Source organism: Microbacterium sp. NPDC076768, assembly GCF_040687205.1.
Taxonomy (GTDB): domain Bacteria; phylum Actinomycetota; class Actinomycetes; order Actinomycetales; family Microbacteriaceae; genus Microbacterium.
In genome coordinates, this window is sequence record NZ_JBFBMU010000008.1 from 1 (window position 1) to 12,577 (window position 12,577).

Sequence of the window (12,577 nt, forward strand, 5' to 3'; positions counted from 1 at the left end):
ACAGCGGGACGTCACCCGCATGGAAACCGTGCATCTCGTGACGTGCTCTGCATGACCTGAGCCGCAGAACTACGCGGGACTGTCGTTAGATCGAGAGGTTGGGACGCCTGGGGGTCAAGGGATCGCAGGTTCAAATCCTGTCAGCCCGACAGAAAATCCCTGATTAGAAGGAAGTTTTATCAGGAATTTGTTGTTTCCGGAAGCCGGATTTTTTGGTCCCCTCCTGGTCCCCCTCGTGCTTTCGGCAAAGTGAGGCTGTGGATAACGGAACGCCGTGCGAAGCCCTCCCTGTGGATAAGGGGGCCAAAAGGGGACCAGAACCGCTCCCAGCGTGGTCCTCGATGCCTGATACGGCAGTCGAGTCCTAGCAGTTCCGACTAGCAGCATTGAAGCGGCTGGCCTCACGGCACGACCGATGCTCGCAATCCCCGGCAGGTTGTGGATGTAAACCCCAGATCCGACACGTTCAGGCCCTCTCGTCTTGCTGCGCATGGTCAGATCAGGCTTGGAGCGATCGCCACGGCGACGAAACCTGACAAGAGTACGGCTGCCGCGAGTACCAGCGCGGTCGCCTGTACGCTCGTGGGGGCCGCCGGGAAGGCCGGTCCTGACATGCCCTCTGGCGCGGCGCGGAAGGGGCCGGTGAAAAGGCGAAGGTAGTAGAAGAGACTGACCACCGTATTGATCGCTGCGACGACGACGAGCCAGACGAGTCCGCCATCCCACGTCGACGTGAACACGGCGAGTTTGCCGAAGAAGACAGCGGTGGGCGGGGTTCCCACCAGGCTGAGCGCGCCGATAGCCAGCGTTGCGGTCAGCCATGGATGCCGGCGTGCGGCACCGGCGAAGTCGTCGATATGCTCGCGTCCGGGAAGCGCAGTGAAGGCGGCGAAGACTGTCAGGTTCGAGATGCTGTACAGCACCAGGTATGCGAGCAGACTCGCAGGAGCAGTGGGGGCGGCGCCGATGACCGCGATCGGCATGAGCAGATATCCGACCTGACTCACGGTGGACCAGCCCATCAGGCGGCGCACGTTGCGCTGTGCCAGCGCGGCAAGATTTCCCACGGTCATGCTCAGTGCCGCGAGCACTCCGATGAGGAGGGGAACGTCGATGCTCGACGGCAGCACGGTCACCAGACGGGCGATGGCAACGAGGGCGCCGATTTTGGGGACTGTTGTTAAGAACGCGCCGACAGCCGTGCCTGCGGCTTCGGAGGCGTCGGGCACCCAGAAATGCCCCGGCACCCCTCCTGCCTTGAAGAGGAGTCCGATGATGGTCGCAACGACACCTAAGACGACCGCAGCGGTCGGGGCTCCCGCGAGGCCGGCGTTCATGGTCGCGTAGCTACTCGTGCCTGCGAGGCTGGTCAAAAGTGCCACTCCCGCGAGCAGAAGGACACCGAACAGTGCCCCCATCAGATACGTCTTCAGAGTCGCTTCGGCGGCGTGGGCAGTACGTCTGATCCCGATGAGCGCGTACAGCGGGATGCTCGTGAGAAGGAACGCCGCAATAAGCACAAGCAGGTCTGTCGCTCCGCCCATCACGACGGTGCCGAGGGTGGCCAGGAGGAGAAGCGTGTACGTTTCGCTTTCCCTCGAGGAGCCACGGAAGTCGCGCCGTCCGATCAGGACCACGGCCACCGTGCACAGGGGAGCGAGCACGCGCACGAGCGTCGTCGGGGTGTCGATGGCGTAGGTCCCATCGAAGATCGCACCGCCCGTCTGACCGGCAGCTCCCGCGGCGATGCCCGCACTGACGATGAGCGCCCCGAGGGTGAACCAACGGATGATGACCTGGCCTCGGCGTGGCAGGAAGCTGCCGCCGAGCAACGCGATCACCGCGGCGGCGAGGAGCACCGCTTCGGGGATCAGCGCGGAATAGCTCATAGACATCGAGGTCACCGGCCGAGCACGCTGATCAACTGGTCGGCCGCGGGGGCGATGAGTTCGATCAGTGGGCCGGGGAAGATGCCGATGATCACGGACAACCCCAGAAGCACAACGAGTGGGACGATCTCACGGGACCGGAGGTCATCGAATCCGGGCGATAGGCCGGTGGTGGGGCCGGTGAAGACTCGTTGGAAGGCGCGCAAAAACAGCACGGCCACGATCAGAATGCCCGGTAGTGCCAGTGCTGCCCACAGCGTGGTGCCGATGCTGCCCGTGAAGATCTGGAACTCTGCGATGAATCCGCTGAAGCCGGGAAGGCCGAGGGAGGCGAACGCGGCGATGGCGAAGAAGCCCGCGAACCGCGGGGCGGGCGAGGCGAGTCCCCCGTAGCGGCGGAGATCGTAGCTGCCGGTGCGATCCCAGAACACTCCCGCGAGCAGAAACAGTGCGCCGGTGATCAGACCGTGCGACACCATCTGGATCACGGCACCGGTGATCGCAAGGTGCTGGGCCTGTTCGCTGTCCTGGGACACGATACCGGCCGCACCGACGGCGAGGATCACGTAGCCCATGTGGTTGATCGAGGTGAACGCGATCATCCGTTTCACGTCCGTCTGCGCCAGAGCGACGAGCGCGCCGTAGAGCACCGACACGATTCCCACCGCGACGATCACCCACGCGCCGGCCCTCCAGGCATCCGGAAGCATCGGCATCGCGATCCGCACGAAACCGTACGTGCCCATCTTCAACATCACAGCGGCGAGCACGACGGACCCGATGCTCGGGGCATCGGTGTGGGCAGGGGGTAGCCAGGAGTGGAACGGGAACGTCGGGGTTTTGATCGCCAAGCCGACCACGATCGCGGTGAGAATGAGGCCACCGGTCACCGCGTTGCCCGTGAAAGCTCCCGCCTGAGACAGCTCGATCATGTCGAACGTGTGCGGGGAGGAGTTCAGGTAGAGCCCGATGAATCCCAGCAGCAAGGCCAGCGATCCCAGGAACGTGTACAGGAAGAACTTCAGTGCGGATCGGCGGGCGTTGCCGTGACCCCATCCGGCGATCACGAAGTACATCCCCACGATCGACAGATCGAACCAAAGGAAGAACAAGATGAGGTCTTGGGCGGCGAAGAGCCCGAGGCACGTGGTCTGCAGGAACAAAAACAGCGCCGCCTGCGCGCGCGGTCGATCCTCAGTCCGGAGGGACCACGCGGCGCTCGCGACGAAAACCACCCCGGTCAACAGCAGTAGCGGGAGTGAGAATCCGTCGACGCCGATGTGATAGCTCGTGCCGATACCCGGCATCCATGCCATCTGCTCCTCCGCGACGAGGCCATCGCCGCTCGTTTGCCCGGCCACCGTGATGCCGGCGATCAGGGCCAGATCGACGAGGGTCGTGGTCAGCCACACCCAGCGTGCTGCGGCCGGCGTGATCTTTTTGAACACCGCGAGGAGGATGCCGGCCGCGACCGGCAAGAAGATGACAATGCTGAGCACGGGGCTACCTCACAACAATCAAGAGCACGACGAGGGCGACGGTGATGACGGCGCCAGCGGCGTAGTAGTCGGCGATACGACCAGATTGGGAACGTTGGGCAAGCCTTCCCGCCGCGCGGGTGAACGTCACGACGCGACCCACCGCACCGTCGACCTCGCCGTCGAGGGACCGCGTGGCCACACCCGCGCGATCGAGGGCACGCGGCGCGGCATCGATCGCCGCGTCGAGGCGGACATCGAAACGAGCCAGAGCGGCGGCGAAGACCTCCAGTGGGCGGCCGACGATGGTGATGGCGGCGCGCTCCAGACCGAACCACGTCGCTGCCCCAGGAACCGGCGGAAGCCGATACCGCAGCACGACAAGAACGACGATGAGGGCAAGGATCGCTGATGCCGCCAGCTCGGCGATGCTGCTCTGAGGCTGCCCTGCTGCGCCGATGGTTTCGCGGAACGGAGCATCCACACCGGGAGCAGCGAGGATTCCCAGAACAGCCGCCCCGACTGCCAGGACAACGAGCGGGCCGTTCGCGCCGGCAGGAATGTGCCGCGTGCCCTGCTGCTCGGCATCCCACTCCGCCTCACGCGCCGCGTCCTGCGCAGGGGCCGCCCACGCCACTCCGATGATTTTCGCCGAATACGCCGCCGCCAGTACCGCCCCCACCAGGCCAGCCGCGTACAGAGTGGGGCTCGCTTCGAGAGCGGCCGCGAGAACAGCATCTTTGGTGAGCCAGAGCGAGAGCGGTGGGATGCCGGCGAGCGAGAGTGCTCCGATCAGGAACGTCACTCCGACGAGAGGCCACCGCCGGCCGACGCCACGCAACCCGTGCAACTGTTTGGTGCCCGTTGCTGCCAGCCACGCGCCCGCGATGAGGAACAGCAGCGCTTTGGTGGCCGCGTGTGCGATCAGCTGCGCAGTTCCCCCCGCTGTCGCCCCGATGCCGGCGGCGAGGGTCACAAATCCCAGTTGCGCGGCGGTGGATGCGGCGAGGAGCTGTTTGAGGTCGGACTGGCCGATGGCGATCACACCCAAAACGATGGTCGTGGCCGCACCGATCCATGCGGCCGCCCATCCCGCCCAGCCGGACGCGAGCAAGAGTGGACTCAGTCGAAGCAGCAGATATCCGCCCATGGCAACCATCGCGGCGGAGTGCAGCAAGGCGCTCACGGGGCTGGGCCCTTCCATGGCGTGGGACAACCAGAAGCTGAAGGGGAGTTGCGCGGCCTTTCCCAGGCCGGCGATCAGGACTCCCGCCGCGATGATCGACAGCCAGGGCGCCGATGCGCTACTCAGATCGTCGAGTTGCCAGCCCACGCCCGCGACGATGGCCACACCCGCAGCCAAATACAGGCCGAGGTCGGCCGTCCGCGTCACAGTGAATGCGACGAAACCCGCGGGAACGGTGCGGGCGTTCTGCCAGTGGAAGCCGATGAGCGCGTACGAGGTGGCGCCCATGATCTCCCACGCGGCCAGCAACGACACCAGCGATGTCGATGTCACGGTGATGAGCACGGCAGCGATGAACACCAACATCAGACCATGGAAACGGGCCTCGGGCTGTGTCCGCTCAGCAACAGCGAAGACCAAGACGAGAAGCGCGACGGCGGTGATCATCGGCAGGAGGACGGCGGAAAGCCCATCGACGACCAGGGTTGCACCGCCCGGCCCGATAAAGGCCGCCTCCCACCGCGGCCGGGTAAGGGCCGCAGCGATCGCGGCCCCCAGGGTCACCGTGGCGACCGCTATCGATGTGACCGGAGCGACTCTGTCGAAGCGGCGCCCGCCGAGGAGGAGGGCGGTGCCGGCAACCGCCGGCAACGCGATCAGGGTGATCAGCAGGAGACTCATCCGTTCAGGTCCGTTGCCGAATCGATCATGTCGGACCCTCGGGAGCGGTGCACGATCGTGGCCGCCGCGAATCCCATCGCCATCTCCACCGTCATCGCCGCGAGGATAACGATCATCAGGGTCTGGCCGTCGGGCGTGGGTGCGAGGAACCACCACAGCGCACCTGCCGCGAGGAGTACACCGTTGATCATCAGTTCGATGCCCATCATCACCATGACGACAACCTGCTGCGAGAGGGCGCCATACAGCCCGACGGCAAAAAGTGCCGCCGCGACGACGAGCACGAGCGAGAGGGTCATTTGTGGTGCCCCCCCGCCATCGACGAGTCAGGCGGCATCGCCGTGTCGCCGCCCTCTTGGTCGTCACGATCCTCACCAGCTGGGTCGGAACGGCCGTGCGGATTGGCCAGCACCAGTGCCGCGACAATCGTCGCGAACAGAACGGGGCTGATGACGAGCATCACCAGCATTTTCGAGCCCATGATCGCATCACCCAGTGACCTGACGAGGTCCGCGGCAGGTTCACCGGCACGTGCGGGCCAAGGGATGACAAACGCTGCCACCGCCAGCAGCACGAACACGACCGCCGCGATGATCATCGAACGGCGTTTGCTGTGGGTCATATCCATCGGCATCAACGCCGGGTTCATCCCCATGAACATGACCATGAAAACGGCCATGATCGCCATCTCCATCAACATCATCAAGATGGTGATCACCCCGATGTAGTCCAAGTTCAGGACAACGAGGATCGCGCCGACACACACGAACGACACCGCAAGGGCGTAGGTAGCCCGCGCCATCGAGTTGACCACGAAGACGGCGATGCCGCTCGCGACAGCAACCACAGCGAACAACCAGAACAGCACAGCCGCGATCACAGTGCACCCCCGTTGACGCCCACGATCACGGCGGCGACGGCGACCTGAACGATCGTCAACGGCAAAATGATGACCCACGCGAGCCCCGCGAGACGGTCAGGTCGAATCATCGGGAAAAGTCGTCGCACCGTCAACATCCCCGCCAGCACGACCAGCGTCTTGATGAGCACCCACATCGACGGTGGCAGCCACGGACCGCTTCCACCACCGAGGAACAGCGGCACCGCGAACGCGGCACCCGCGACGAGGACGGCGTACCGGCCCACGAGAACGAGCAGCCGGTCGACCCCGCTCAGCTCGGCAATCACGCCAGAGGCGATATCGCCGCTCATCGCGGTATGGAAAGGACCCCACGACGAAAACGCCACCACAGATGCAACGAAAATCAGGAATGCCACCGGCATCCAGACGACAAACCACAGGTTGCCCTGCGCGTCCTGCACATCGAGCATGCGAAGACTCCCCGCCGCGACGGCCGGCGCGGTCAGCGCGAACATCAGCGGAAGCTCGTACGAGAGGGCAAGTGCAAGGAAACGGTATCCGCCCACCAGCGACCAGGAACTGTTGGCTCCCCACCCGAGCAACCACCACAGCGCCCACAACAACACGTCGACGGCATTGAACCACACCAGACCCACGGGCAGGTCGGCCAGGACGAAGGACCCGAAAGGGATCACCAGCATCTTCAGCATGGCCGCGATGACCAGGCCCGCGCCGGCGATACGCCACAACAACGAATCTGCCCCCGCAAGAGTGCGGCGTTGCTGGCGGAGCAGGCGGCTCACCTCCCGAAGGGGTGCGGCGGCTGCGGTTGCGACCGGTGAGCCGACAGATCGAGCATCAAGCATCGCGTTCGCGGCCGCCGCCGCCCAGGCGACCACGACGAGACCGCCGCCCACCAGCAACACGGCGAGAAAGACCGTCGCCACCTCACCCACGCGGCACCCGCTCCCGTGAAATCGCATGTTCCAGCCCGAGGGATGCCACGATCAGGCGGACGGCCGAGAGTTCGTGCCCGACGACCGCGCTGCGGATCACCTCACTTGTCGCACTGTCCGCGGCGGACCCGAGCGCCCGGCCGGTTGGGGAAGCCGCTTCAGGGTCAAGCAACGCGGAGCAGGTGCGCAGCCAGCCGACGAGCACGCCACGCGGATCGATGGATTCGTCCGCCGCAATACCCTTCGCGCTCCACGCCAGCGTCCGTGACCGCTCTGCGCGGCGGGTAAGACGGGCCAATCGGGGTCGGACTTTCTCGAGCGGTACATCACCAATGAGGTCGTTGCGGACACGCCGCGCCCGCGCGGCCATCGGATCCCAGCCGACCACGGCCAGAACTCGCGATGCTGCATCGCACAAGCGGGCGGCATCCTCCCGAACAGATCCCGTGGGCATGTCGTCAGCCTCTAACCACTCGATCTCCGCATCGGTGACCAGATCACCATGCAACGTGCAGTGCACAACGAGCGCCGCGGGCCAATCCGACAGAATCGGACCCAGGGTGAGGTGGGTGGCATCCATCTCCAACCCATCACGGTCATCAGATCCTTCGGCAAGCGGAATGCCGCCGGGGCCGGACATATCCATTCCGTGACCCGAGTGGTCCATGTCGGGGGACGTATCCATTCCGTGACCCGAGTGGTCCATGTCGTGCCCGGAGTGATCCATTTCGCGTCCGGAGTGGTCCATGTCGTGGGGCATGTCCATGTCGTGTCCGGACTGGCCCATTGACATCTCGGCGACGGGGGGCTTGCTCTCCTGCTCATTTCGAGCCCGCATGCGCTGGGTTGCGGTATCGCGGAGGTCCTCAACAACGGCATCCAGCGTCGACGACAGGTCTGCAGCATTGGTCACGATTGCTTGCGCGCGGGGTGTGGGAACCTGCCGCCACACCGAATCGATCAGCTTACCCAGAGCCGCCTCGGGTCGTCCGCAGACCAGCACAGCGTCAGTGTCTGCGGGTGCACACGCCAGTGCCCAGCCGCGAGCCGTGATCGCAGCCTCAACCCGCATCCGCAAAAGACCCGAGCCTGAGGCCTCAACGATCATGACGTGAACGCGCTTCACCGCGGCATTGGCTACCCACCGGGTCAGACCCATCGGAAGGCCCCTTCACGCCACGCCCAGACAACGCCCGCGACCAGCAGCGCGAGAAACACGAACATCTCGATGATGGCTTCGGCACCGCGGTCGGCGACGATAACCGCCCAAGGATACATGAATAGCATCTCGACATCAAAGGCGAGGAACACCAGTGCAATCGGGTACCAGCGTGTGTGGTAGCGGGACAGTGCGTGTTCGCGTGGTTCCCAGCCGGACTGGAACGGGAGGACCTCCACTACATCCCGGGAAACCGCCACGAACCGACCCACCACGTACAGCAATCCCACCGCGGCCAGACCGAGGCCGATCACAATGAAAACGCTGATGTAGGGCGACATGCTACGCATCTCACTTCCAGATCGGCGACGATAGTTCGGCTATACCCGAGCCTAGGCTGTAGTCGAAGGAATCGCCAGGGTTCCGGCGGTTCATGCCGTAGCGAAGCGCAGACCGGTGAGAGCTGCATTATCGGAGGACGAATGGAATGGTTGGTGCGCACGGCGGGAGCAGTGGTCGTTTTCCTAGTACTCCGCGACATGTTTCACACTTTGGGACAACCGGAGGGGCAGGGCCGCCTCAGTCGACTTGTGCTAGGGGCAATCTGGCGGATGTCACAGTACCGCCGGGGGCGCGGACGGCTGGGACAGCTCAGCGGACCCTTGGGGATGTTGACCGTCATTGTCGCAGGGGGAACGCTCGCGGTCGTCGGTTGGGCGCTGCTCTACCTACCCTCGGTGCCGAAGGATTCATCTATAGTCCCGGTGCGGCCACGGACAGCGCGAACGCTCCCCTTGACGCACTGTACATCTCGATGGTCACGATTTCGACACTCGGTTTCGGGGACGTCGTCCCGGCCCCGGGATGGTTGCGCGTCGCCGTCCCCCTTGAGGCCCTATTTGGATTTGGGCTCCTGACCGTGGCGGTGTCCTGGGTGCTGCAAATCTACCCGGCGTTGGCCAGGCGCAGAGTACTGGCGATACGGATCTTAACCATGCGTCGCGCGGAGGTTCTCTCGGCGAACAAGGACGCTGAGTCCGTCCTTCTGCCAGTCACCCTGGAGCGGCTGGCGACCGCCATCATCCAGGCCAGGATCGACCTCAGTGAATACTCCGAAACCTACTATTTTCGAGACACCGACCCCAACTCGTCGCTGGCGGCAATGCTGCCCTATGCCGTAGCCCTCGCCGAATTGGGGAATGAGTCACGTCAGTCTGACATGCGCATCGCTGCACACCTACTGACCGGTGCGCTGGAGGAGTTCGCCGGGGTCCTCAAGGGTTGGTTCCCACGCACCACTCCTACGATGTCCGACTTGCTTGCGGCATATGCGATCGACCATGGGTATGACCCCGTCAAAGACAACAGCTCGCCATAAGATCCGGGTCTACCCGCCCGCGGTATTCAATCCACTCGGATAGGGACGATAGGTTGTTCCGCCCCTGGTTTGATGGAGACTCCGATCGTCCCGAAAGGATGAGGAGCAATGCCAGCACTGAAGAAGTATCCGACGGAGTTGAAGGAGCGAGCTGTCCGGCTCGTGATCGAGTCGCGTGACGCCGATGGTGGCCGCCGCGGGGCGTGCACCCGGATCGGGCAGCAGCGTCGGCTGCACAACGGGAGTGTGTCCGCAGAAGGATGTTGGATTCGAGGTCGGCTGGCGCGATCGGTGCTGAGCATCTTCCAGGCCCACCTCGGTGGCACTGCAGCGTGGGTTGCCGACCGTTGCGCGCTTCACGCGAGCGTTCGCGTCATTCACACTGTCCCCAGATGGATAGCCAGGGCGCTTCAATCTGAGAGATCTACGGCGGTGGGAACTGCCGATGCGCCTCACGTCCGGGCGGGCCTGTGGCTCGCCGTTGTTCTTGCCTTTGTTGGGCCAGCTGCCCACCGGGGCAAGCCAGCTCAGATGTCACTACCGCGCGCGGCAGATCCAATTTCAGCACGAGAGGGTGTCGACCTGTTGAATTAGCGCACTTCGGGGCGTAGCTTTTCGGAAGGCAACTCCAAACCTCGGTCGCTTAGTCACTAGTGATCTTTGGAATCGGCCGCGTGGCTTCGCGACTTGTCGCGGACCATCGAAGGTAAGGCTGACGGGCCCTAGAGGAAGCTCATGTGGTCGGTGACGACCGGTGTGTTGCTGGACTTCCCAGAGGTGGCGTGCAGAGCACAGACCGACGGATCACGTCCCACATTCTCAGGTCGGGAGAAGCGGCGCCGGATCGTCACCTCATCATGCGGGCTCGTTACCTAGACTCTGTCCGTCGCTGTTGATGCCAACCCCATCTCTACCTGATGTGACGTGGTCAGGCGGTTACAGCTGCATCCTCAACTGGTATGCGGGCGAGCGCTATCTTCGTGAACCCGAGTCGGTTAAGGTCACGTACTGTCTGCATCAGTGTGAGGCGGCTAAAGAAAGGGAGCCACTCGGTTCCTTTTGCTTTAGAGTTCGCTATCACCGCGTATGTGACTGTCACCGTGTCGCGGGCGGGCGCGGTTCCGCTTGGTGGCACGAACTCCAGCCAGGGGCTGGCATCTTCAAAGCCTGCAGCTTTTGTGATGGCGGTGCGCACTTGATCGCGGAGCAGGCCGTCCACCATTGCTTCGGCTGAGACGTGACCCTGTGCAAAGAGGTGGCTCAATGTGGATGAGCGGGACTTGCGTTTGACGTGAATTAAGGAGCCGTCGGTGGCGATCAGATCGCAGAACTCGAGCCGGGTCTTGGCACCGTTGGGGGCGACCAGCTGCTTGTCGAGAAGCGCGAGGTCGCTCGAGCCAGCTGCCGCCCTCGCGTTATAGTCGCCCTCGGACTCACCTGGGTAGCCTGCGGGCAGGGTGACGGTCATGTGCGGAATTGCGGAGACGGCGGTATCGACTTGGGTGACGAGGGAATTTGCGATCTCGAACCATCGTCCTTCGACCAGGGCGTAGAGGTTTCCGTCTAGCCTTTGCTCCGTCACCACGCATTGGTAGACACTCCAGCGGTCAACTGCGTCAGCACTGCTAATGAACTTCACAGCGACCTTGCGTCGCTTGAGTTGGTCAACTGTGAGTTCACCTGATCTCGTGGTTGGGTGGTTGAGGTAAGCGTCGAGATCCAACTCCACGAACTGTGTCTGCCGACGCGTCGGGACGATCGAGAAGTACTCGATGTCCTCCCAATCGAGGTTTTCCGGCATCGCCATATGAGTTGAACTGGTGTCGGCAGCTCGCAACTGCTCGATGAGCTGCGTGTCCAGTCGGTTTGCGAGTGCAGGGTCTTTCACCTCCGCAAGGTGATCCACCCATCCGAACGCAGCTTGATATTTTGTGGCGGTGTAGTGGCCATAGAGATCACGTAGGAGGCTCGGGAGATCTGTCACAGGAGCTTTCACACCAAGAACGAGGGCGTCGGCACCACTCACCCCCTTGTATCCGGTGGACTCCGGCGCAATCCCTGTGACGGCTCGGACAATGTCACGCAGGATGTCAACGCCAAAGGCAGGGAGTTCGGCCGTGCGACTGGTTTGGGTGTTCCTCGACACCACCATTTCATCGAACACCTTGGTGTCGAGGCTACGGATCTGCTTCTCGTCGATCAGGTTTAGAGCGACTTTGAGGCCGAAGCGACGCTCGATCTTCGCCTGATCGAGGAAGCTCCGTCCGTATCCAAACGTCAGGGCAAAGGTGAGGTCGTCTACCGCTAGCACGAGCAGTCCAGATGCTGACGCGGACTGCACGCCGTGAATTCCGCCTTCGACGGCTGACTTAACGTACTTCGCCCAGCTCGGGGTGCTCGCGACGTTCTTCTTTGAGTAGAACCGCCCGGTTAGACCGGAGGACTTGGTGAGTTCGTTGATTTCGAGGCCGGCAGAGACATCGTCGGCGATGGCGTCGTCGACTTGGTCGATATCGCGCAGCAGGAAGATGGTGAGACGCTGTGTGCGCATGCCGCTGCCCTCTCCATCGATGGTAACTGGGAGAATACGTGACGGCTGGGGTCTCGGTTGGGCTTGGACGCGGTGAGTCGTGGAGGCGCTCGCGGGTTCTGATCTTGGCGCTCGCGATCGGGGGCCAACAGCAGGTCAGTGCTGGCTCGCATAACCATCGGGGGCCGCTTACGTCCAGATCGCGTGACTCGGATGGCATGTGTTGCCGCGGCCCAGACGACGACTGGCTGCTGGCGCGTTCGGGAAACCAATTTCGCCAAGGAAGTAAAGACATGGTTTCGATAGCTCGGCCAGTATGCCTGGAGGATCGTGCTGAAGTTGGGGTGCCACGCTAGTGACCCGACGCGCACGCCGAGTCCACTGAAGAGATTACTGGCGACAATGTCGCGAGTCTCGACGTGGTAATGACCGTGGAATGACACTGGGCTATAGCTAGC

10 protein-coding genes and 1 pseudogene are annotated in these 12,577 nt (G+C 63.4%); 2 read left to right on the top strand and 9 right to left on the bottom strand.

Annotation, left to right across the window (positions count from 1 at the left end; translation table 11 throughout):
• Positions 1-494: 494 nt before the first annotated feature.
• From AB0O87_RS15490 to AB0O87_RS15525, 8 genes are read right to left on the bottom strand one after another with little or no spacing between them, the layout of a single operon-like run.
• The gene (locus AB0O87_RS15490; protein ID WP_363517938.1) at positions 495-1,895 is read right to left on the bottom strand and encodes an NADH-quinone oxidoreductase subunit N; all 1,401 of its coding nucleotides are present in this window, start codon (positions 1,893-1,895) and stop codon (positions 495-497) included.
• 5 nt (positions 1,896-1,900) lie between these two features.
• The gene (locus AB0O87_RS15495) at positions 1,901-3,388 is read right to left on the bottom strand and encodes an NADH-quinone oxidoreductase subunit M (RefSeq protein WP_363517917.1); all 1,488 of its coding nucleotides are present in this window, start codon (positions 3,386-3,388) and stop codon (positions 1,901-1,903) included.
• Between the two features lie 4 nt (positions 3,389-3,392).
• Positions 3,393-5,234, bottom strand: coding sequence for a proton-conducting transporter membrane subunit (locus AB0O87_RS15500; protein WP_363517920.1), 1,842 nt, complete (start codon positions 5,232-5,234; stop codon positions 3,393-3,395).
• Entirely contained in the window at positions 5,231-5,533 is a 303-nt protein-coding gene (locus tag AB0O87_RS15505) for an NADH-quinone oxidoreductase subunit K (protein ID WP_033107422.1), read from the bottom strand. The genes AB0O87_RS15500 and AB0O87_RS15505 overlap by 4 nt, the downstream gene beginning before the upstream one ends.
• Entirely contained in the window at positions 5,530-6,114 is a 585-nt protein-coding gene (locus AB0O87_RS15510) for an NADH-quinone oxidoreductase subunit J (protein ID WP_363517924.1), read from the bottom strand. Before AB0O87_RS15510 ends, AB0O87_RS15505 begins: the two co-directional genes overlap by 4 nt.
• On the bottom strand, positions 6,111-7,052 hold the full coding sequence (locus AB0O87_RS15515; protein WP_363517927.1) for a complex I subunit 1 family protein: 942 nt from the start codon (positions 7,050-7,052) through the stop codon (positions 6,111-6,113). The genes AB0O87_RS15510 and AB0O87_RS15515 overlap by 4 nt, the downstream gene beginning before the upstream one ends.
• Positions 7,045-8,211, bottom strand: coding sequence for a hypothetical protein (locus AB0O87_RS15520; RefSeq protein ID WP_363517930.1), 1,167 nt, complete (start codon positions 8,209-8,211; stop codon positions 7,045-7,047). Before AB0O87_RS15520 ends, AB0O87_RS15515 begins: the two co-directional genes overlap by 8 nt.
• Positions 8,202-8,552 (bottom strand): NADH-quinone oxidoreductase subunit A, encoded by a 351-nt coding sequence (locus AB0O87_RS15525; protein ID WP_363517933.1) that lies wholly within the window; start codon positions 8,550-8,552, stop codon positions 8,202-8,204. The genes AB0O87_RS15520 and AB0O87_RS15525 overlap by 10 nt, the downstream gene beginning before the upstream one ends.
• Positions 8,553-8,698: 146 nt before the next feature.
• Between AB0O87_RS15525 and AB0O87_RS15530 the strand changes: the two are divergent.
• Positions 8,699-9,136 (top strand): annotated as a pseudogene (locus AB0O87_RS15530) (potassium channel family protein); the annotation flags it as partial.
• Between the two features lie 69 nt (positions 9,137-9,205).
• The gene (locus tag AB0O87_RS15535; RefSeq protein ID WP_363517941.1) at positions 9,206-9,589 is read left to right on the top strand and encodes a hypothetical protein; all 384 of its coding nucleotides are present in this window, start codon (positions 9,206-9,208) and stop codon (positions 9,587-9,589) included.
• A 928-nt stretch (positions 9,590-10,517) separates the two neighbouring features.
• Here the strand turns inward: AB0O87_RS15535 and AB0O87_RS15540 are convergent.
• A complete protein-coding gene (locus AB0O87_RS15540; protein ID WP_363517935.1) occupies positions 10,518-12,140 on the bottom strand; it encodes a DUF6119 family protein in 1,623 nt (540 codons plus the stop codon).
• Positions 12,141-12,577 lie beyond the last annotated feature (437 nt).